Source organism: Micromonospora sp. PTRAS2 (assembly GCF_054052245.1).
This window is the reverse complement of the sequence record NZ_JBSWBU010000014.1, coordinates 94961-116471: the sequence shown is the minus strand read 5'-3', so window position 1 is coordinate 116471 and position 21511 is coordinate 94961. Positions and strand designations below refer to the sequence as shown.

The window sequence follows — 21511 nt, the reverse complement described above, 5'->3', positions numbered from 1 at the left end:
TGCTTCTCCTCGTGTCTGGTGGCGGTGAGGCGGACGCGATCCAATCCGATCCGATTGGGCTAGCATTCCCCTGCCCCGCCCGCCCGTCAAGCCTCAACCGCCATCGCGTCCGCACCCTCGACCTCGTCGAACAGTCGCCGGAAGCGCTCGCCGGACCGCAGGATGTGCCGCCGCATCGCGTAGGCGGCGGCGTCGGGGTCACGCGCGGCGATCGCGGCCACGACCTCCTCGTGCTCGGCCATGGCCAGGTGGGTGACCTGGGTGTCGTGGTGCAGCCGGAAGAGGTGCACGTGACTGTGCAGGCGGGCGAGCGCCTCGCGGATGACCTGGTTCCCCGCGCTCAGCGCGACGAGATCGTGGAAGGCGGCGTCGCGCAGCCCGAAGGCGCCGTAGGCCAGGGGCTCGCTGCCCCCCTCCAGCTCCGCCATCTCCTCCAGCATCCGGCGCAGCCCGGCCACCTGCGGCAAGGAGGCGCGTTCGGCGGACCTGCGCGCCGCCGCCGGCTCCAGGAGCAGGCGGACCTCGAGCATGTCTTCGAATCGGTTCCGGGTGATCTGGGGGGGAATGCGGTAGCCGGCATGGGGCACCCGCACGACCAGGCCCTCGGCCTCCATGCGGTTCAGAGCGTCGCGGATCGGCGTCTGCGAGACCCCCAGCTCCCGCGCCAGGACGTCGATCGTGACGCGGGAGCCAGGCTCGATCCGTAGCGACATCAGCTGTCCGAGCAGCGTGTCGTACACCTCGTCGGCGAGCCGACCGCCGGATCTGCCCGACGACGTCCCACCCGTCACGACCCTACGGCCCCGCGCGGTCATCGCTTCGTCGTCCATCGTGACGTGAGGTCCTTTCCTGCATCTTCGGGAACCTGTTGACACCAGTCACCACGCTGCGACATGCTGACGCCCCGCTCGATCGTATAGGAAATTCGACGGGCGCCCGTCATTCTGCACCGCCGGAACCACCTGCCACCGCTCCACTCGATCACCTGACGCTCCCACGAGCATGCTCGACACCCCTCCCCGGTCGTCACCGGCCCGGACGGGTCGAAGGGCCGCTCGACGGCGCGCGGACCCGGCGCGTCCCGGCGCGCTCGCGACGCCCGACCCCCGCGGGTCGGCCCCGCGACAGCCCGGCAACACGCCTGAACGACCCGGCACCTGCTCGGCGAAGCACCTAGCGAGGCTCCACACCCCCACCAGAAAGCAGGCCAGAAGATGCGGCATCCGAAGCTGACAGGACGATTGTCCGTTCCCGGGCGAAAGGCGCGGCTGGCGACGGCGGCCATGCTGCTGGTCGCCACGACCATGGCGGCCTGCGGCGACGGCCAGGACGACGGCGACGCGAAGGCGGGCGCCCCCAAGGCACCGGCGACCATCCCGGAGCTCACCAAGGACCCGCTGACCCTCAGCTTCATCTGGTTCGACTGGCCCCCCGCTCACGCCCTGGAAGACTTCGCGAACGCGGAGTACAAGAAGGAGCGGCCGAACGCGACCATCAAGGTCAACACCGTGCCGAACGCGAACTGGCACGACGCGATGTTCACCCAGTTCGCCGCGCACAAGACCGACTTCGACATCGCGATCCTGGACTCGCAACACATCGGCGAGGCCGTGACGAACGGCAACATCCTCGACCTCACCGACTTCGTCAAGAACAACATCGACGTCAAGGCCTACAACCCCTACCTCCTGGCGGCCTACGGCCAGTTCCCCCAGGCGGAGACCGGCAAGCGCGACGAGAACGCCAGCCTGTACGGGCTGCCGCTGCTCGGCGACACCTGGACGATGATCTACCGCAAGGACCTGATCGGCGACAAGCCGCCGCAGACCTGGGACGAGATGATCTCGGTCGCCGGTAAGTGCCAGGCGGACAACCCCGGCGTCAGCGGGCTGGCGTTCCACCAGGCCAACGGCTCCGACGCCGCGGCCGTCACCTACAACACGGTCAACGGCATCTACGGCGGCAACCTCTGGGACCCCAAGACGCGCAAGATCGACGGCGTCCTCAACGACGCCGCGGGCCAGGAGGCGATGGACGTCCTGGTCAACAAGATGAAGCCGCTGACCGCCAAGGGCTCCGGCAACTGGTTCATCGACGAGGTGAACGCGGCGGTCGCCCAGGGCAAGGCATGCATCGCGTTCAACTGGATCGCCGCGAGCGGCGGCCTGCTCGACCCGAAGCAGTCGACGCTCGGCACCACGCGGGAGCAGATCCTCGACAAGCTGGGCTTCGCCACCCTGCCGAGCCAGAAGACGAACCTCGTCCCCCTCGGCGGCATGGGGATGCACGTGTCGGCCTACTCCCCCGCGGCGAACCAGGCGGAGGCGCTGAACTTCATGAAGTGGTTCGAGCGGCCCGACATCCAGAAGAAGTGGGCCGCAGCCGGTGGCGTGCCGGCGCGTACGGACGCCCTGGAGTCGCCCGAGTTCCTCAACGCCGGGCCGTTCAACAAGGTGTACGCCGACTCGGTTCCCCGGATGCGGGACATGTGGAACGTGCCCGAGTACGCGCGCCTGGTCGACATCGAGAACACCAACGTGAACGCGGCCCTCAACGGCGCGAAGAAGCCGAAGGACGCGCTCGACGACATCGCCCGGGAGCAGCAGAGCGTGCTCGACTCGAGCGGTCGCAAGGGCGGCGGCGGACTGTGAGTGAGCCCGTCCCTCTGACGACCGACGGCCCCGGGCAGGTGGCGTCCGCGACACCGCCTGCCCGGGGCCGGTCCCCCCGGCTGGGCGACCGCGGGCTCGCCGTGGCCTTCATCTCCCCCGCGCTGCTGCTGTTGCTCGCGATGTCGGTGTTCCCGTTGCTGTGGGCGTTGTACCTGTCGTTCACCGACTACTCGGCCACCCGCGGCGGGCCCGCCAACTTCGTCGGGTTCGGCAACTACACCGCCATCCTGACGTCGGCGCAGGTCCACACGAGGGCCCTGACGACGTTGATCTACGTGGTCGGCGCGGTCTCCCTGCAGACCGTGCTCGGCTTCACCATCGCCTACCTGATCTCCCGGCGTACGCACGGGCGAGGACTGCTGACCACACTGTTCCTGGTCCCGATGATGCTGTCGCCGGTCGTGGTCGGGCTGTTCTGGCGATTCATGCTCGACGCGCAGTTCGGCGTGGTCAACAGCATGCTCGGCTCGATCGGCCTGGAGCAGGTGGAGTGGCTCACCCGGCAGCGGACGGCACTGGTCTCCCTGATCGTGGTCGACACCTGGCAGTGGACGCCCTTCATCATGCTCATCGCACTCGCGGGCCTCACCGCGGTGCCCAGGTATCTGTACGAGGCCGCCTCGATCGACCGGGCGTCCGAGTGGTTCCGGTTCCGCACCATCACCCTTCCGCTGGTGTGGCCGCTGCTCCTCATCGCCGTGTTGTTCCGGGCCATCGAGGCGTTCCGGCTGTTCGACCTCGTCTACATCCTCACCAACGGGGGCCCGGGGGTCTCCACCGAGACGTTGTCGTTCCACGTATACAAGGTCGCGTTCCTGGGCTTCAACACCGGCACCGCCTCGGCGTACGGAATCCTCATGGTCCTCGTCGTCGTCGTCCTCACGCAGCTCTACCTGCGCTACCTGAACAAGCTCAAGGAGGGCTGATGGCCGTCTCCGTCGACGAGGCCGTGTCCGCAGCTCCTACCCGGGATCACACGCCCCCCGCGCGCCGCTTCGGCGGCCGGGGCCGCCCCGCGCTGGAGGTCGTGCTGCTGACCGTGCTGGCCGTCGTGATGCTCTTCCCGGTGCTGTGGATGATCGAGACGTCCATCAAGGACAACCGGGACGTCTACGCCATCCCGGCGAAGTTCTTCGACTTCAACGTCACCCTGGATCACTTCAAGGACGTGTTCGTCGCCCCCGACGGCGGTCGCTCGGCCCTGTCCGTCTCGTTCCTCAACTCCGTGGTGGTCGCCGGGGTCTCCACGGTGCTGGCCACCGTGCTGGGGGTCCCGGCGGCCTGGGCCTACTCACGGTTCACGCTGAAGGCCAAGAAGGACCAGCTGTTCTTCATCCTGTCCACCCGCTTTATGCCGCCCGTGGTGGTCGTGATCCCGATCTTCCTCATGTACCGCCAGGTCGGGCTCATCGACAGCAAGCTCGGCCTGATCCTCATCTACGCCGCGTTCAACGTCCCGTTCACGATCTGGATGATGAAGGGGTTCGTCGACGAGGTGCCCGCGGAGTACGAGGACGCCGCGATGCTCGACGGCTACACCCGTCTGCAGGCGTTCTGGAAGTTCACCCTCCCCCTGCTCGTGCCCGGCATCGCCGCGACGGCGGTCTTCGCCCTCATCTTCTCCTGGAACGAGTTCGTGTTCGCCATCTTCCTCACCTCCAGCGACGAGGTCCGCACGGCCCCACCCGCCATCGCCGGCCTCATCGGCGGCACCACCGTGGACTGGGGTCTGGTGGCCGCCGCCTCCGTCGTGTTCGCCCTGCCGGTGCTCGTCTTCGCCTATCTGGTGCGCAAGCACCTCGTCGCCGGCGTGACGCTCGGGGCGGTGCGACGCTGATGGCCGGCATCGAGGTGACCGCCCTGCACAAGCGCTACCCGGACGGAACGGTCGCGGTCGAACACGTGGACCTGTCCATCGGCGACGGCGAGCTGTTCGTGATGCTCGGCCCTTCGGGCTGCGGCAAGACGACCACGCTGCGGGCCATCGCCGGCCTGGAGCGGCAGACGACGGGCGACATCCGCATCGGCGACACGCTGGTCAACGACCTGCCGCCCGCCGAGCGCGACATCGCCATGGTGTTCCAGTTCTACGCGCTCTACCCGCACCTGAAGACCCGCGACAACCTGGCGTTCCCCCTGCGCGCCGAGGGGCTGCCCAAGCCGGAGGTGCAGGCGCGGGTCGCCGAGGCCGCCCGGCTGATGCGGCTCGATCCGCTGCTGGACCGGCGACCGCGCCAGCTGTCCGGCGGGGAGCAGCAGCGCGTGGCGCTGGCCCGCGCCCTGGTGCGACGACCACGCGCCTTCCTCATGGACGAACCTCTCACCAACCTGGACGCGGAGCTGAGGGCGGACATGCGTACGGAGATCAAGCACCTGCAGGGGGAACTGGGGGCGACGATGGTCTACGTCACCCACGACCAGGTCGAGGCGATGTCGCTCGGTCATCGGATCGCCATCCTCAACAAGGGCCGCGTCGAGCAGGTCGGCACTCCGCTGGAGGTCTACGACCGTCCGGCGAGCCTCTTCTGCGCCGCGTTCATCGGCTCCCCGCCGATCAACCTGATCGAGGTGGAGGTGGCCGACGGGAGCCTGCGCGGTCAGGGCGGCCTGGCCCTCACGCCACCGTCGGGCCTGCCGCGCGACCGTCGCCTGGTCGCCGGCGTCCGGCCGGAGGCGCTGGAGGTCACCGCGCCCGGGGCGGAACGTTCGATCCCGGCCCGCGTGGTCTCGGCCGAGTGGCTGGGCGACGAGATCATCTACGTGGTCGACCACGGCGGCCAGCGCGACGTGCGGGTTCGGATGCCACCGACCGTCCGGTTCGCCGCTGACGCACCGGTCGGGCTGCGGCACACCGGCGGAACCCCGGCGGTCTACGACGTTCGCACGGAAGAGCTGGTGGCCTGATGGGTACCGTGGCAGTGGACGGGCTGCGCAAGTCCTTCGGCAAGGTCCAGGCCCTCGACGGGGTGACGCTGGACGTGCCGGACGGTTCGTTCTTCGTCGTGCTCGGGCCCTCCGGGGCAGGCAAGACGACGACCCTGCGGGCGATCGCCGGCCTCGACAAGCTCGACGCAGGGTCGGTGCACCTGGACGGCAGGGACGCGACCGGTGACGCCCCGGCCGCACGCGACCTGGCCATGGTCTTCCAGAACTACGCCCTCTACCCGCGACGCACGGCGTACGAGAACATCGCCTCGCCGCTGCGGGCCCGCCGCTGTTCCGCGAGCGAGATCGCCGCTGCCGTCGAGCGGATGTCGAGCCTGCTGCACATCGAACGTCTGCTGCAGCGTCGTCCCGCGCAGTTGTCGGGCGGTGAGATGCAGCGGGTCGCCCTGGCCCGGGCGCTGGTGCGTAGCCCGCGCGCGTTCCTCATGGACGAGCCGCTGACGAACCTCGACCTCAAGCTCCGCGTCGAGATGCGCACCGAGCTCACCCGCATCCACCGCAGCCTCGGAGCGACCTTCGTCTACGTGACCAACGACCAGGTCGAGGCCCTGTCCATGGCCGACCAGGTCGCGGTCCTCAAGGAGGGGAAGGTGCAACAGGTCGGCACGCCGACCGAGGTGTACGAGCGGCCGGCCAACCAGTGGGTCGCCGGTTTCGTCGGGAGCCCGCCGATCAGCCTGCTCGCCTGCCGGGCGGAGGGAGATCGTCTGATCGGTGCGGGAGGCTGGACGCTGCCCCGGCCCCGCTGGACCACGGCGCAGGACGGTCGTGCGCTGCTGCTGGGCCTGCGCGCGGAGGACCTGTCCATCGAACAGCGCGGGGACGCGTCGTTGTCGGGGGAACTCTACGGACTTGAGCCGCTCGGTGACCGGACGGTGGTCGACGTCCTCGTGGGGACGGAGGTCCTCAAGGTCAAGGCACGACCCACCGTCACCGGCACGCCGGGCGAGCGGCTGCAGGTCACGGTCGACCTGGACCGTGCGCACCTGTTCGACGCGGAGACCGGGCTGTCGCTGTCCGCGGCCGGACGGTAGCCGCGCGGCCGACGGGGGCGGGCGGCCCGTCCGGTGCGCGCACGGCGCGATCGCCGGGACGCCGGACATCACCAAGATCATCACAGGAGGCGACGCAGTGAGTGACCCGACGAACGTCCTGGCCCCCGAGCACCGGCGGCTGCGGATCGGCGACACCTGGCGCGACGCCGCAAGCGGAGCCACCTTCGCCGTCGAGGACCCGGCCACCGGCCAGACCATCGCCGAGGTGGCGGACGCCGGTGTCGCCGACGGGCTCGCCGCGCTGGACGCGGCGAGCACGGCGATGGCGCAGTGGGCGGCGACCCCGCCGCGGAAGCGGTCGGAGCTGTTGACCGCGACGCACCGGGCACTGACCGGGCGATCCGAGGAGGTCGCCCGGCTGATCACGCTCGAGATGGGCAAGCCGCTCGCCGAGGCTCGGGCAGAGGTGGCCTACGGCGCCGAGTTCTTCCGTTGGTTCGCCGAGGAGGCGGTGCGCGTCGAGGGGCGCTACAGCACCGCGCCCGCGGGTGGCTACCGCATCCTCACCGTGCCGAAGCCGGTCGGACCGTGCGTCTTCGTGACGCCCTGGAACTTCCCGTTGGCCATGGGCGCCCGCAAGATCGCCCCCGCGCTGGCCGCCGGCTGCACGACGATCACCAAGCCGGCAGCCCAGACGCCGCTCACCATGCTGCTGCTGGCCCGCATCATGGAGGAGGTCGGCGTTCCCCCGGGCGTCGTCAACGTGGTGACCACCAAGCGCTCCGGCGAGGTGGTCTCCGCGCTGCTGGCCGACGGTCGGACCCGCAAGCTCTCCTTCACCGGGTCGACCGAGGTCGGGCGCGTGCTGCTCCGGCAGGCTGCGGACAACGTGCTGCGTACCTCCATGGAGCTGGGCGGCAACGCGGCCCTGATCGTGTGTGCGGACGCCGACCTGGACGTCGCGCTCGACGGTGCCATGGTCGCCAAGATGCGCAACATCGGGGAGTCCTGCATCGCGGCCAACCGGATCTACGTCGAGGAGCCGGTGCGCGAGGAGTTCACGGCGCGCTTCGCCGAGCGGATGGGCGCGCTCTCAGTGGGCCATGGCCTCGACGACGGCGTGGACGTCGGGGCGTTGATCGACGACGCCTCGGTCACCACGATCGACAAGCTCGTCGCCGACGCGGTCGAGCGCGGTGCCCGGGTCCTGGTGGGCGGCGAGCGCCCGGACGGGCCGGGCCACTTCTACCCGCCCACGGTCCTCGTCGACGTGCCCGAGGACGCGCGGATGCTGAGGGAGGAGATCTTCGGCCCGGTGGCGCCGATCATCCCGTTCACGTCCGACGACGAGGTGCTGGCGAAGGCCAACGACACCGAGCACGGCCTCGTCGGCTACGTCTTCACCCGTGACCTGCAGCGGGCGATCCGGTTCGCCGAGGGGCTGGAGACGGGGATGGTCGGCATCAACCGTGGCCTGATCTCGGACCCGTCGGCCCCGTTCGGAGGCGTGAAGCAGTCCGGGATCGGCAAGGAGGGGTCGCACGAGGGCATCCTCGAATACCTCGACCTCACCTACGCGGCGATCGACCTGCCGTGACCGGCCTCCACCCGGGGGCGCCTGGGCCACCCGGGCGACCCGACCCGGCCGACGCCGTCCCGGTCCCGCAGGTGACCCGGACGCCCGCCCAGCACATCGCCGCCGACGTTCCGGAGAGGCACCGACATGCTTGAGACCGTCCGCGGACCACGCCAGCTGATCGTGGGCGAAGGGGTCGCGCAGAACATCCCACGAGTGGTGGCCGAGAGCGGCTCGCGGGTCCTGATCGTGACCGACCGGATTCTCCTGGGGCAGCCGGGCGTGGCCGAGATCGTGGCCGCCGTGCGGGAGAAGGTCGAGGCCGTCGCGGTGTTCTCCGACGCGACCCCGGACGTGCCACTCACCGATGTCGACCTGGCCGTCTCGGCCGCCGCCGAGGTGGACGCCGACGTCATCCTCGCCATCGGCGGCGGCACGGTGATCGACCTCGCCAAGATCGTCGGCGTCATCCGGCGCCACGGTGGGACGCCACGCGACTTCTACGGTGAGTCGAAGGTGCCGGGGCCGACGTTTCCTCTCGTCGCGGTCCCGACGACGTCCGGCACCGGCTCCGAGCTCACCCCCGTCTCGGTGTTGACCGACCCGGACCGCGCGCTGAAGGTGGGGGTCTCCAGCGTCCACATCGTGCCCGACTTCGCCATCGTCGACCCCGAACTCACCTACACCTGCCCCGCGACCGTCACCGCCCACTCCGGCATCGACGCGTTCTGCCACGCGGTGGAGAGCTACACCGCGCGGCCCCGGGCCCACGCACCACGCGACCCGGTGGAGCAGGTGTTCCTCGGCCGCAACCCGGTCACCGACCACTACGCGCTCCGGGCCGCCGAGCGGATCGCCCGCAGCCTGCGTCGTGCCGTCCGGGACGGCGGCGACACGGACGCGCGCGCGGACATGTCCTACGGGTCCATGCTCGCCGGGCTCGCCTTCTCCCACGCGGGCAACGCGGCCCCGCACGCTCTCCAGTACCCCATCGGCGCGGCCACCCACACGCCGCACGGCCTGGGCGTCGGGCTGCTGCTGCCGTACGCGCTGGACGCGGCCAGGGATGCCATCGTCGACCGGCTGGCCGTCCTCGCCGGTGCGTGCGGGCTCGACGTGGCCGACGCCTCGGACGCTGAGGCCGCGGACGCGTTCCTCACCTGGCTCGACGGCCTCCTCGCCGACATCGGCATCCCTGCCACCCTGGCGGACATCGGCGTGGCCCGCGCCGACCTCCCGCGCTTCGCCGAGATGGCCGGTGGCGTCACCCGCCTGATCCAGAACCATCCGGGCCCGACCGACACCGCCAGCCTGACCGCGATCCTCGAAGCGGCCTGGGCCGGGGACCGGACCCGACACGTCCGGAGTCCGGGCTGAGTCGCCGCGTACGTGTCCTCAGAGGACGTCTGATTCACGTATTTTGCGTGTGTTGTGGTTTTAGTCGTCTCGCCAGGTTGGGGTGGTTTCGGTGGTGAGCCGTTCGGCGAGTTTGTCGATCATGGCGATGGTGATCATGCTGGCGGAGTTGTCGGGTCGGGTCTCGTAGTCGCGCACGAGCCGACGGTGGCGCATCAGCCAGCCCAGCGTGCGTTCGACGACCCATCTGCGTTTGACCACGCTGAAGCCTTTGACGTACGGGTCTTTGGTGACGATCTCGACGTCAACGCCGAGGGCGGCGCCGTGTTCGACGACGCGGTTCTTGAATCCGGCGTCGACCCAGGTCTTGGCCAGGGCGGGGCAGGCGGCGGTGGCCTGGTCGAGCAGGTTGATGCCGATGGTGTTGTCGCTGGCGCTGCGGTGACGATGACGGCGAGGAGGAGGCCGAGGGTGTCGTTGATGATGCCGCGTTTGCGGCCGACGATCTTCTTCCCGGCGTCGGTGCCCTGGGTGGACAGTGGGACGTTGGTGGAGGTCTTCACGCTCTGGCCGTCCATGATGGAGGCGATGGGTGTGATGGTGCGGCCGTGGTGGTCGCGGACGAGGCCGGTGAGCTGGTAGTTGAGTTCGGTGAAGATGCCTTCTTTGCTCCAGGCGGCGAAGTAGCCGTAGACGGTGCGATACGGCGGGAAGTCGTGGGGCAGGTAGCGCCAGGCGATGCCGGTGCGGTTGACGTACAGGATGGCGTCGAAGATGTCGCGAAGGTCGTGGGTGGGGGTGTGGCCGCTGACTCCGGCGTCGGTGCGGGCCTGTCGCCAGGCGGTCAGCCGGGGTGCGATCAGTGCGCACCGGGCGTCGGACGGGTCAGAGGGATAGGGTCGCCGTTCGGTCATGCAGCAGGCGTACGGCGTCTGGGGGTCGGATCGACGGACCTCATGTACGTCGATGTCGGTTGAAAGTGAATCAGACACGATCGCGGGCTGAAATGCCTGATTCTGGTCAACGTGGAGCTGGCGACGATGTGCGCTTTCCAGGTCAGGTCCGGCATATTACCCTGACGAGGTCGAGGCGTGAATCGGTCTCTACTGACCTGAACACGAAGCAAACGTCCAGTCAGTTGTCGGGCAGGGTGTCGCCGGGCCTGACCATGTGGTGCTGGTAGGCGAAGACCACCAGTTGGGCCCGGTCACGCGCGCGCAACTTGATCATCGTGCGGTTGATGTGCGTCTTGACCGTCAGCGGAGGCAGGTGGAGCCGTCGGGCGATGGCGTCGTTGGACAGCCTGTTCGCGACCAGGAGCAGGATCTCCTTTTCCCGACCGGTGACCAGCTCGAGCTCCGGCTGATTCCTCGTCGGTGGCTGGATGTGATGGATCAGCCGGCTGATCAACCCGCTGGTGGCCCGCGGGTGAGCGGGCACAGAAGCTTGCCTCCGGTCTCGATGGCGTGGTGCTCGTCACCGCGGCGACGCCGAACCAGGCCGGCGACACTGCCACCCTCACCGTCGTTCCCCGCAGCGGCCCCACCAGCGAAGGGACCAGGAAGCTCGTGCACGACCTGCGGGCCCAGCAGGCGGACTTCACTGCGGCCACCGGCGGCGCGACCCTGGCCGTCAGCGGCCGCACCGCGGCCGACATCGACGTGTCGGAGAAGATCAACGACGCGCTGCTGCCGTACCTGTCCATCGTGGTCGGCCTCGCATTCATCTTGCTGATAGTGGTGGTGGTGGTGTTCCGCAGCGTTCTGGTGCCGATCAAGGCGACGGTGGGGCTCCTGTTGTCGGTGGCCGCCTCGTTCGGCGCCCTGGTCTTCATCTTCCAGCAGGGCGACCTGGCCGGCGTCCTCGGCGTCGCGTCGACCGGCCCGATCTTCAGCTTCATCCCGATCTTCCTGATCGGCATCCTGTTCGGCCTGGCCATGGACTCCGGGTTATTCCTGATCATCCAGACCCGGGAGGAGTTCGTGCACGGGCACCGCCCCGGACGAGGCCATCGTGGTCGGCCTGAGACACGGCGCGCGGGTCGTCACCGCCGCAGCGCTGATCATGATGAGCGTCGTCGCGGGCTTCCTCCTCGCCGAGGACATCGTCATCAGGTCGCTCGGGTTCGCCCTCGCGTTCAGCATCGCCGTCGATGCCCTGCTGGTCCGCATGACCATCGTGTCCCGGCTGTGCTGTCGTTGCTCGGCAGGTCCGCGTGGTCGCTGCCGAGATGGCTGGACAGATATCCTGCCGAACATCGACGTCCAAGGTTCGCGGCTGGCTGAGCAACTCGCCAGGGGCGAGCACTGACCAGACCCGAAGAGGCGAGGAATGGGAGTACGCCTTGCCTTTCGTACGCTCGAGCTCCGTCGACCGCTCCTATGAGACACTCGCAGATCCCACAGACCCGCCGATGCTGCTCGTCATGGGCCTGAGCGAACAGATGATCACCTGGCCCGACGGGTTCTGCGCGGCCCTCGCCGCCCGCAGCTTCCACGTGATCCGGTTCGACAACCGCGACATCGGCCTCTCGATCTGGCTGGACCACCTCGGCGACGTCAACGTGCCCGCGTTGTTCACCGGTGACATGTCGTCCGGGCGGTACGGACTGTCCGACATGGCCGCCGACACCGCCGGGCTGATCGAGGCCCTCGGCGTGCGCCGGGCGCACCTGGTCGGCGTCTCGATGGGCGGCACGACCGCCCAACTGGTCGCGCCGAGCGGCCCGACCTCGTCGCCAGTCTCGCCTCAATCTCGTCGACCACCGGCGACCGCGCGGTCAGGCAGGCCACCCTCGACGACGTCTTTGTCTTGATGCCCCGGCCTGACGCCGACAGCGAGCCGCGATCGCCGCGGGCGTCTCCCTCTACCGCCTGATCAGCTCGTCCGGCCACGAGATCAGCTAGGACGACCGGGTCGGCAGCGCCGCCGCGAAGGTCCGCCACGCCTACCATCCGGCCGGCACGGCCCGGCAGTTCGCAGCGATCGTCACGGCTGCGGACTGCGCCCGAGCCTGCGCATGCTGAAGGTGCCCACCGTGGTCATCCACAGCGAGGCCGACCGTCTGGTCGATGTGAGCGGCGGGCGCGCAACGGCCGCCGCCGTCCCCGGCGCCAACGTTCGTGGTCGCAGCACTAGAGATCGTCCCCTGAAGCTGGAGGCGAACTTGAGGATCCTTCGAGACGGCGTCGCCATGCTCGGTCGTGGCATATCCGCACGGACACCCGAGGAGACAGATGCGTACACGTCCCTTGCTCGAAGCCGTCATCGCCACTGGTTTCGCGCTGACCCTGCTGACCGCACCGGCGGACCCCGCGCACGCCACGCCGGACGGGCCCGGTGGCGCCCGGTTGTCGGTGACCGCCGTCGGCGGGACGATCGCTGCCGACTCACCCGGCAAGGCGATGACCGTCAAGGTACGCAACAGCAGCGCAGTGCCCGTACCGGATCTGCAGGTCACCTACGACCTCAGCGGGCTGACCGCACTGATCCCCGCCGCCGCACCGCTCGACCAGATCGGCCAGCCCCGGCCCTGCACCAGTACGCCGGACCGCAAGCTGATCTGCAGCTACGCCGACCATGTGGTGCAGCCCTGGGAGAACTTCGACTTCGGGCTCACCGCCACGAACAGCCGGACCGGCAGCGGGGACGGCGGGGTGGTGCGGATCTCTGTCTCCTCCGCCCTGGACACCACACCGGCCGACAACAGCACCAGGCTGGCGCTGCGCGTCGGCGGGCACGGCGGTGACCTGCTCGTCCTGGCCGACGACGTGTTTGCTGCCGACCCCGCGACCGGCTACAACAACGGCAGCCCGCTGGCGCCCGGTGAGACGTCGTCGCTGTGGCTCGGCTTGTTCAACCAGGGCGACCGCCGCCTGACCGGCTTCGGGTACACGCTGCGGCTGCCCGAGCACGTCACGTTCGTCAGTGCCACGGACGGCTGCTCCCTCTCCGCCGACCGGCGCCTGATGAACTGCGCGTTCCCCGACCGCGTGCTGGTGCCGCTGATCGAGGCCGACGGTCAGAACGTTCCCGGATTCAACCTACGCTTCCTGGTCACCGCCGATGCCCGGTCGTCGGGCTCCGGGCTGCGTCCCACCGGATGGTCCGTAGCCTGGCCGCAGCCCACACGCCCGGCGCAGAGCCTGGTGGAGCCGGCCGACGACATCGACACCTTTGCCGTCCACGTCACCCATGGGTGATGCCGCGCCCCATCAAGGAGGACCTGGCATGAGGTCGTACATCAGCGCGGTCCGGCTCGACCCCGGCTCGACCCCGACCCAGCAGGACGACCAGTGGCGACGGTGGTGGGAACGCCGCACCGCCGCCCACCGGTTCTCGGTGCGCCGTATCCCGTTCTCCGGGCTCGACCAGTGGTACTTCGACGACGCCGGCGACCTGCGCCACCGTAGCGGAAGGTTCTTCGCCATCCACGGTGTCGATGTCCGCAGCGACGGCCCGGTGCCGCACTGGCAGCAGCCGATCATCTCGCAGCCGGAGGTCGGCGTCCTGGGCGTGCTGATGACCATGATCGACGGGACACCGCACTGTCTGCTGCAAGCCAAGATGGAACCGGGCAACCACAACCTCCTGCAGCTCTCACCGACCGTGCAGGCCACCCGCAGCAACTTTACCGGCGTGCACGGGGGAAGCCGGGTGCCGTACCTGGAGAACTTCACCGGAGCGACACCCGACCAGATCGTCGTTGACGCCCTGCACTCCGAGCAGGGTGTGTGGTTCCTGCACAAGCAGAACCGCAACATGGTCGTGCACCTCGACGAGCCCGTGCCGGAGCGGCCGGACTATCGCTGGTTCCCGCTGGAGCAGGTACGCCGGCTGCTGCACGAGGACGACCTAGTCAACATGGACACCCGGGTAGTGCTCGGCTGCCTGCCGGTGCCCGAGGGCGACGAGCCGCCGGCCGGTGACACCTCGCTGCGGGCCGCCCTGCGCCGCTCGGTCCGGCCCAGCCGCGGCATGTGGGGCGACGGGCAGGTGCTGAGCTGGCTCACCGGGCGCCGGGCCGAGCAGCAGATGACCGTACGTCCCATCGGGCTCGCCGCGGTCGCCGGCTGGCACCGCGACGAACATGCGATCCAGCGCCCGGACGGCCGGTACTTTAAGGTGATTGCCGTCGACGTGGCGGCCTCGAGCCGTGAGGTCGGCGGGTGGACCCAGCCTCTGATCGAACCCACCGGACGCGGACTCGTCGTGCTGTTCGTCAAGAGCTTCGACGGCGTGGCCCACGTGTTGCTACACGCGCGCCCTGAGCCCGGGCTGCGCAGTCATCTCGAGCTGGCGCCCTCGGTACAGGCCGATCCGGCGGTCCACGACGGGCAGCCGTTCCGGGCGCGCTACCTCGATCATGCTCTGGCTCTCGATCGGCGCCAGATCCTGTTCGACGCCGTGCACTCCGAGGAGGGCGGACGGTTCTTACACGCCCGCAACCGTTACGTCATCGCTTACCCCGGGGCCGAGATCGGCCGGGAGGTGCCCGACGACTACGCGTGGCTGACGCTGCACCAGTTGCAGAACCTGACGCGGCATTCCGGCTATCTCAACGTCCAGGCCCGCAGCATCCTTGCCTGCCTACACTCGCTCCTGGACGGCGGCACCGGGCAGGCGGGCCATGACGGCTGAGCCGGCGGTGCTGGGCGTCGGCGTGCTGAGCGCCGCCGCCATCGCGCGACGGCGCACCCTGCCCGCGATCGCCACCTGCCCGCAACTGCGTCTGCGGGCGGTGGCCAGCCGCGACGCCAGTCGTGCAGCCGCGCTAGCCGGGCCGTACGACGCCACGCCGCTCGGGGACTACGACCAGTTGCTGCGCCACCCCGGCGTCGATGCGGTGTACCTGCCGCTTCCCGCCGGTCTGCGTGCGCCGTGGGTACGCCGGGCCCTGTCTGCAGGCAAGCACGTGCTGGCCGAGAAGCCGCTGACCACCAGCGCCGCGCAGACCGCGGACCTGGTCCGGCTCGCCCGGGAGCGCGGCCTGGTTCTGATGGAGAACTTCGCCTTCCTGCACCACCGCCGGCAGCAGACGGTGCGGGAACTCCTGGCCGGCGGTGCCATCGGCGAGCTGCGCACCTTCACCGCTGCCTTCGGCATCCCGCGGCTGCCGGCGGACGACATCCGTTACCAGCCCCGGCTGGGCGGCGGAGCCCTGCTGGACGTCGGCGTCTATCCGCTGCGCGCGGCGGCGCACTTCTTGTCCGGACCGCTGTCCGTGCTGGCCGCGGCCCGCTGGGGTGCCCCCGGGCTACGGGTCGACGCTGGCGGGCACGTCCTGCTGCGCGATGTCGCCGGGGTCACCGCCGAGCTCAGCTACGGGCTCGACCACGCCTATCGCGCCGACTACACGTTCTGGGGCTCGGCGGGCACGCTCAGCGTAGCCCGCGCCTATGCCGCACCACCGGACCTGCCGACCACCGTGGTCGTGCAGCGCGGCACCGGCACGTCGGTCCACGACATCGGTCCGGACGACCAGTTCGCGGTCATGCTGCGCGCGTTCGCCGCCGCGGTGCACGACCCGCTCGCCCGTGCCCAGCAGTACCGGCACGCCGTGGATCAGGCCGAGCTGGTCGACCGCACCGCCGCCGCCAGCGACCCCGGCCGCTGAGCAGTACCCGAGAGGTGAGGCATGGAGATCGTTGGACGCGGCTTCCTGGCGCAGGCCGCCGCCGCCATCGCACACCGGCATCCCGACGTCACGATGTTCGCCGCCGGGATCTCCAGCGGCGACGGCGTGGCGGTGCCCGAGTTCGACCGCGAGGCGGGGCTGCTGGCTGCGGCCGTCGAGCGGTGCCGGCGGGCGCACCGGCGGCTGCTGTACTTCTCCACGTCATCGGTCGGCATGTACGGGACCCGCCGGGCGTCCGCCTGCGAGGACGACCCGGTCGAGCCCTGTTCCCCGTACGGGCGGCACAAGCGCGCCATGGAGATGCTAATCACCGGTTCCGGGACCCGACATCTGATCCTGCGGCTCGCCTATCCGGTGGGTGCCGGGCAGCGGGCCCACCAGTTCGTGCCGTCGCTGGTGGACCAGGTCCGCTCGGGGGTCGTCCAGATCAAGCGCGGAGCGCGCCGGGACCTGATCGACATTGGCGACGTCGTCACGCTGGTCGACAGCCTGCTCGGCGCGGGCAACGGCGACCACGTCGTCAACGTCGCCAGCGGCACCGGGGTCCCGGTCGAGCGCATCGTCGAGCACATCGAGCAGCGCCTCGGCGCCGTGACGGACAAGACCTTCCTGGACGTCGCGGAGGAGCCGCAGATCTGCATCCATCACCTGCGCCGGCTCGTACCCGGCGTCCGGGCCCTGAACTTCGGCCCGTACTACTACCAGCGCGTGCTCGATCGCTACCTGCGTACGCGGGTCAAGTCGAGAACGTCCTCCAGTGGCTCTTGAGCCCCTCTCCACACCGGTGCCGGACCATCGGCGCAAGGCTCGCACAGCGAAAGGAAGCCCTCATGGCTCACCTGACCATTCCCATGCTCCTGCGGATCCTCGACGAGGTGGCGGGCGCCGACAGCCGCGTCGACTTCGACCGTGACGTCACCGACGTGCCGTTCGAGGAGCTGGGCTACGACTCCCTGGCGCTACTCGAGGCCTCCGCCCGCATCCGCCAGGAGACCGGCATCGATCTCGGAGACAAGGTGGCGCTCGTGGCGACGCCCCGGGAGTTGCTCGGGCTCGCCCAGACCGCGGTGTGACCCAGCCATGACCGCTGTCATCTCCGCGCCGGCCGCCCCCGAGTGGACGCTCTGCCCCGGGTGCCATTCCATGCTCTGCGCCAAGGTGCTCAGCCGGCCTCTGCAGGTCTGCCCCCAATGTGGCCGGCACGGATGGCTCAGCGCCCTGGAGCGGCTCGCGCACCTCGCGGACGACGGGTCGCTGCGCGAGCTCGACTTCCCGGTCACGGACGCCGACACACTGGGCTTCGTGGACCGCAAGCCATATCCCCGGCGCCGCGACGAGGCCCGGGCGGCGACCGGGTTGCGCGAAGCGATGCTCTGCGCCCGGCTCACCATCAAGGGGCAGTCTCTCGTGGCGGCCGTCATGGACTTCGGGTTCCTCGGGGGTAGCCTCGGCCGGGCGGTCGGCGACCTGCTGGCCCAGGCGGCCCGGTGTGCCGTCGCCGACCGCGTGCCGCTGGCGGTGGTGACCGCGTCCGGCGGGGCCCACATGCAAAAGGGCACCGTCGCCCTCGTGCAGATGGCCCGGACCGCCATGGCGGTGCGGTCGGTGCAGGACGCCGGTCTGCTGACGGTGTGCCTGATCACCGATCCCACGTACGGAGGGGCGGCGGCGTCCTTCGCCACGCTCAGGCAGGTGATCGTCGCCGAGCCGGGCGCCCGGCTGGGTTTCGCTGGCCCCCGTGTGGTCGCGCAGACCATCGGTGAGCGCCTGCCGGACGGGTTTCAGAGCGCGGAGTTCCTGCTGGAACGGGACTTCATCGACGCGATCTATCCCCGCGATGAGCTGCGGGACCTACTCGGCCGGCTGCTGCGGGCTGTCGCCCCAGCCGTGCGGGGCGACGTGGTTGCGGACGGCGCGGCGCCGACCCGACCCAACATCGACGACTACCTATACCTGACCGTCGATGACTTCCAGAAGCTCCGCAGTGACCGGCTGGGCGGGGACTGCCCGCCCGTGGTCGGGGAAATCGGGCGGTGGGCGGGCCGGCCGGTCATGGTGATCGGACATCGCAAGGGGCACACCGGTGCGGAGATGGTGCGGCGCAACTACGGCATGGCCGGCCCCGACGGATACCGCAAGGCCGGCCGGCTCATGCGCTTGGCGGGCCGGCTCGGCATCCCCGTCGTCACGCTGGTCGACACCTCCGGCGCCTATCCCGACATCAGCGCGGAGAAGAACGGGCAGGCGTTCGCCATCGCTGAGAACCTCGCACTGATGGGGTCGCTGCCCGTGCTGATCATCGCGGTGGTCACCGGCGAGGGCGGCAGCGGAGGCGCCCTCGCCCTGGCGGTCGCGGGCCGGGTACTGATGCTCGCCGACGCGGTCTACTCGGTCATCAGCCCGGAGGGGCGCGCCGCGATCCTCTGGGCCGGCGGCGAGAACGCGACGGCGACCGCGGCCGCCTCGTTGCGGGCGGACGCCCGCTCCCTACTCGCGCTGAGGATCGTCAACGGCGTGATCCCGGTCCCGCCGGGCGGACCCGGCGACGATCCAGACGAGCCTGCACGGCGGCTGCGGACCTCCGTGACGCATCACCTCGACGAGCTGTGCGACACGCCGCGGACCAGCTGCCGGCCCGCCGTCGGGAGAGGTTCGACGCCGTGCCAACGGAGGGACTCCACTCATGAACGTCTCGCACCACGAGCAGCTCCCGGCCCTGGTCGACGTGCTCGATGCCGCAGTGACCACCGCGCGCAAGCTGGGGGGACGGCCGGTCCCCCGCAGTCGCTGCACGTGCAACGCGGTGATACGTCCGTCCGTTTGGAGTGGCCCAGCGCCACGGCCCAGGGCGCGGCGCCACCGACCGGCGCCGCGATGGCCACAGCCACGACCCCGGCGACGGTCATGCCGGCCAAGGAGTTCGTGCAGGCCCCGATTCTGGGCACCTTCTACCGCCCTGCCGAGCCCGGCGCCGGCCCGTACCTGAAGGAGGGCCAGACAGTCAGCGCCGGCCAGCAGGTCGGTGTGATTGAGGCGATGAAGCTCCTGGTGCCCGTGGAGGCGCCCCGGTCGGGGCGCATCGCGGCGGTGCTGGTCAAGGACGCCGAGCCCGTGCAGTACGGGGAGGCGTTGTTCGCCCTCGCCCCCGGCGACGAGTAGGCCGGCCGTGTTCGACACCATTCTCATCGCCAATCACGGGGAGGTCGCCCGGCGCGTCGTGCGCTGCTGCCAGGAGATGGGCATCCGCGCCGTGGTCGTGCACTCAACCCAGGACGCGGACTCCGCCGGAGTCGCGGCCGCCGACCGGGCCCTGTGCATCGGTCCGGCGCCCGCCCGGCAGAGCTATCTCAACATGCCCGCCATCATTGAGGCCGCCCAGCAGACCGGGGCGCAGGCTGTAGACCCCGGTTACGGCTTCCTCTTTGAGAACACGAGCTTCGCCGAGGCCTGTCTCGATCACGGGCTGGCGTTCATCGGGTCCCCGCCGGGGATCATCTCCCTGCTCGGCCACAAGGCCCAGGCCCGGCACAGCATGCAGCAGGTCGGGATACCGATGCTGCCGGGCAGCACCGAGCCCCTGGCCACCGCGGGCGCTGCAGCCGCCTACGCCGGCCAGGTCGGTTATCCGGTCATCATCAAGGCCGTCGCCGGCGGCGGGCTCCGGATGCACGTCGTCGAGGATCCGGAGGACTTCGCGTACCTCTACCGCGAGACCCGGGGCAAGGCGCGGGCGCTTTTCGGCGACGACCGTGTCTATCTCGAGAATTACCTGCCGTCCGCGCGGCACGTCGAGATCCAGGTGCTGTGCGACCAGTTCGGCACCGATGTGGCCCTGGGCGCCCGGGACTGCTCGGTGCAGCGGCGGCACCAGAAGATCGTCGAGGAGACGCCTGCGCCGGGCCTCGACGCCGGCATGCTGGTTGCGATGCAGGACATCCCGCTGCGCAGCGTGCTGTCGGTCGGCTTCGTGGGCGCCGGCACGGTCGAGTTCCTGGTCAGCGACGGCTCGTTCCGCTTCATAGAGATCAGCACCCGGATCCAGGTCGAGCACCCAGTCACAGAGATGGTCGCCGGCATCGATTTCACTCGGGAGCAGATCCGCATCGCCGCCGGGGAGCCGCTGCGGCTGGGCCCGGATGAGGCCACGGGCCGAGGGTGGTCAACGGAGTGCCGGGTGACGGCCGAGGACCCGGACTGCGGATTCCTGCCCACGGCGGGTCCCCCTCGAACTCATCGATTTGCCGTCCGGGCCGTTCGTGCGGGTGGACAGCGATCTGCGTACGGGTGCCCGGGTCCCCGCCGCCTACGATCTCCTGCTCGCCAAGATGATCGTCTGGGCCCCCGAACGCGACCATGCCCTCCGCCGAATGAGCCGGGCGCTGAGCGAGATCCGGATCGCCGGGCCCAGCGTCCGCACCAGCGTCGGCTTCCTGCAGCGGGCGATGGCGAACCCCGGATTCCGCGCCGGACGCTACGACACCTCCCTGGCGGCCGCTCTGCTCGCCCAGGTCGCCCCTGCCACCCCCACTTCCGGTCCCGCCCCGACGACGTTGAAGGACCCGACATGTCCCTGACTCCACCCGCCGACCTCGGCCTGGCCGGCCGGGTCGCGCTGATCACCGGCGGCACCAGCGGCATCGGCGAGGCCACGGCCCGCCGTTTGTGCGCGGCCGGCTGCCACGTGTACCTCAACTACGCCCACGATCACGACCGCGCCAAGGACGCCGCCGCGAACCTGCAGCACCTGCCCGGCACGGCCACCACGCTGTACGGCGACGCCCGACGCCCGGGGGTATTGGACGAGTTGGTCGGCCGGATCCGCGACGAGCGCGGCGCCCTGGACATCTACGTGCACAGCATCTCGATGCTACGCCCGGCGGCGCCGCAGGAAGCTACCACCGGTGACCTGACCGCCGCCCTGCGCACCGCCCTGGCGCCGCTGCTGCATGGCGGAGCCGCGCTCGCCTCCGCCATGGGGGTCAGGGGCCGCATCGTCGTAATCTCCAGCGCGGGGGCCCACCGGGTCGTGCCCGGATACGTGTCCGCGGGCGTCGCCAAGGCGGCGCTGGAGAGTCAGGTCCGGTACCTGGCCGTCCAGCTCGCCGACCGTGGCATCGCCGTCAACATCGTCTCGACCGCCAAGGTGGACAAGGGCGCGGGTCCCGGCGACTCAGCCCTGGCCCGGATCGCCGCCCGGACACCGGCCGGCCGGGCCACCCGTCCCGTCGACGTAGCCGGTGCGGTGGCGTTGCTGTGCACCGACGACGCCGGTTGGATCAACGGTCAGACGATCACGGCCGACGGCGGCCTAAGTCTGCGGGCCTGAGCG

18 protein-coding genes and 3 pseudogenes are annotated in these 21511 nt (G+C 70.2%); 18 read left to right on the top strand and 3 right to left on the bottom strand.

Going from position 1 to position 21511, the window contains the following annotated elements; all coding sequences use genetic code 11:
* Positions 1-86 precede the first annotated feature (86 nt).
* Positions 87-830, bottom strand: coding sequence for a GntR family transcriptional regulator (locus ACVMYR_RS29000; protein WP_077939325.1), 744 nt, complete (start codon positions 828-830; stop codon positions 87-89).
* Positions 831-1214: 384 nt separating this feature from the next.
* On the opposite strand from ACVMYR_RS29000, the gene ACVMYR_RS28995 reads away from it, so the two are divergent.
* The 7 genes from ACVMYR_RS28995 (at position 1215) to ACVMYR_RS28965 (ending at position 9566) form a co-directional block, all read left to right on the top strand.
* Positions 1215-2651 carry a sugar ABC transporter substrate-binding protein gene (locus ACVMYR_RS28995; protein WP_077939324.1) on the top strand — a complete coding sequence of 479 codons (1437 nt, stop codon included), beginning with the start codon at positions 1215-1217 and terminating at the stop codon, positions 2649-2651.
* Positions 2648-3598, top strand: a complete 951-nt coding sequence (locus ACVMYR_RS28990) for a carbohydrate ABC transporter permease (RefSeq protein WP_077939323.1) — start codon at positions 2648-2650, stop codon at positions 3596-3598. Before ACVMYR_RS28995 ends, ACVMYR_RS28990 begins: the two co-directional genes overlap by 4 nt.
* Positions 3598-4509, top strand: a complete 912-nt coding sequence (locus ACVMYR_RS28985) for a carbohydrate ABC transporter permease (protein ID WP_457123328.1) — start codon at positions 3598-3600, stop codon at positions 4507-4509. The genes ACVMYR_RS28990 and ACVMYR_RS28985 overlap by 1 nt, the downstream gene beginning before the upstream one ends.
* Positions 4509-5576, top strand: coding sequence for an ABC transporter ATP-binding protein (locus ACVMYR_RS28980; RefSeq protein ID WP_457123327.1), 1068 nt, complete (start codon positions 4509-4511; stop codon positions 5574-5576). Before ACVMYR_RS28985 ends, ACVMYR_RS28980 begins: the two co-directional genes overlap by 1 nt.
* Positions 5576-6652: an ABC transporter ATP-binding protein gene (locus ACVMYR_RS28975; RefSeq protein ID WP_457123326.1), complete on the top strand. Its 1077-nt coding sequence runs from the start codon at positions 5576-5578 to the stop codon at positions 6650-6652. The genes ACVMYR_RS28980 and ACVMYR_RS28975 overlap by 1 nt, the downstream gene beginning before the upstream one ends.
* A gap of 97 nt (positions 6653-6749) precedes the next feature.
* Complete coding sequence (locus ACVMYR_RS28970; protein WP_457123325.1) at positions 6750-8210, top strand: NAD-dependent succinate-semialdehyde dehydrogenase; 1461 nt, start codon at positions 6750-6752, stop codon at positions 8208-8210.
* Positions 8211-8336: 126 nt separating this feature from the next.
* Complete coding sequence (locus ACVMYR_RS28965; protein ID WP_457123324.1) at positions 8337-9566, top strand: iron-containing alcohol dehydrogenase; 1230 nt, start codon at positions 8337-8339, stop codon at positions 9564-9566.
* A gap of 60 nt (positions 9567-9626) precedes the next feature.
* Here ACVMYR_RS28965 and ACVMYR_RS28960 read toward each other — a convergent pair.
* Positions 9627-10459: pseudogene (locus tag ACVMYR_RS28960) on the bottom strand (IS5 family transposase).
* A 220-nt stretch (positions 10460-10679) separates the two neighbouring features.
* Positions 10680-10985 carry a response regulator transcription factor gene (locus ACVMYR_RS28955; RefSeq protein ID WP_457123323.1) on the bottom strand — a complete coding sequence of 102 codons (306 nt, stop codon included), beginning with the start codon at positions 10983-10985 and terminating at the stop codon, positions 10680-10682.
* Between the two features lie 26 nt (positions 10986-11011).
* Here ACVMYR_RS28955 and ACVMYR_RS28950 point away from each other — a divergent pair.
* From ACVMYR_RS28950 to ACVMYR_RS28900, 11 genes and pseudogenes are all read left to right on the top strand, one after another.
* Positions 11012-11488: pseudogene (locus ACVMYR_RS28950) on the top strand (MMPL family transporter); the annotation flags it as partial.
* Positions 11489-11609: 121 nt separating this feature from the next.
* Positions 11610-11855 (top strand): hypothetical protein, encoded by a 246-nt coding sequence (locus ACVMYR_RS28945; RefSeq protein WP_457123322.1) that lies wholly within the window; start codon positions 11610-11612, stop codon positions 11853-11855.
* A gap of 103 nt (positions 11856-11958) precedes the next feature.
* On the top strand, positions 11959-12360 hold the full coding sequence (locus ACVMYR_RS28940) for an alpha/beta fold hydrolase (protein ID WP_457123321.1): 402 nt from the start codon (positions 11959-11961) through the stop codon (positions 12358-12360).
* A gap of 421 nt (positions 12361-12781) precedes the next feature.
* On the top strand, positions 12782-13747 hold the full coding sequence (locus ACVMYR_RS28935; RefSeq protein WP_457123320.1) for a hypothetical protein: 966 nt from the start codon (positions 12782-12784) through the stop codon (positions 13745-13747).
* A 28-nt stretch (positions 13748-13775) separates the two neighbouring features.
* The gene (locus tag ACVMYR_RS28930; RefSeq protein ID WP_457123319.1) at positions 13776-15185 is read left to right on the top strand and encodes an NDP-hexose 2,3-dehydratase family protein; all 1410 of its coding nucleotides are present in this window, start codon (positions 13776-13778) and stop codon (positions 15183-15185) included.
* Positions 15175-16161: a Gfo/Idh/MocA family protein gene (locus tag ACVMYR_RS28925; RefSeq protein WP_457123318.1), complete on the top strand. Its 987-nt coding sequence runs from the start codon at positions 15175-15177 to the stop codon at positions 16159-16161. The genes ACVMYR_RS28930 and ACVMYR_RS28925 overlap by 11 nt, the downstream gene beginning before the upstream one ends.
* A gap of 21 nt (positions 16162-16182) precedes the next feature.
* Complete coding sequence (locus ACVMYR_RS28920; RefSeq protein ID WP_457123317.1) at positions 16183-16950, top strand: NAD-dependent epimerase/dehydratase family protein; 768 nt, start codon at positions 16183-16185, stop codon at positions 16948-16950.
* Positions 16951-17012: 62 nt separating this feature from the next.
* A complete protein-coding gene (locus ACVMYR_RS28915; RefSeq protein WP_457123316.1) occupies positions 17013-17255 on the top strand; it encodes an acyl carrier protein in 243 nt (80 codons plus the stop codon).
* A 7-nt stretch (positions 17256-17262) separates the two neighbouring features.
* Complete coding sequence (locus tag ACVMYR_RS28910) at positions 17263-19341, top strand: carboxyl transferase domain-containing protein (protein ID WP_457123315.1); 2079 nt, start codon at positions 17263-17265, stop codon at positions 19339-19341.
* Positions 19342-19348: 7 nt separating this feature from the next.
* Positions 19349-20756, top strand: a pseudogene (locus ACVMYR_RS28905) (acetyl-CoA carboxylase biotin carboxylase subunit).
* Entirely contained in the window at positions 20747-21508 is a 762-nt protein-coding gene (locus ACVMYR_RS28900) for an SDR family oxidoreductase (protein ID WP_457123314.1), read from the top strand. Before ACVMYR_RS28905 ends, ACVMYR_RS28900 begins: the two are co-directional and overlap by 10 nt.
* The last annotated feature ends 3 nt before the right edge of the window (positions 21509-21511 follow it).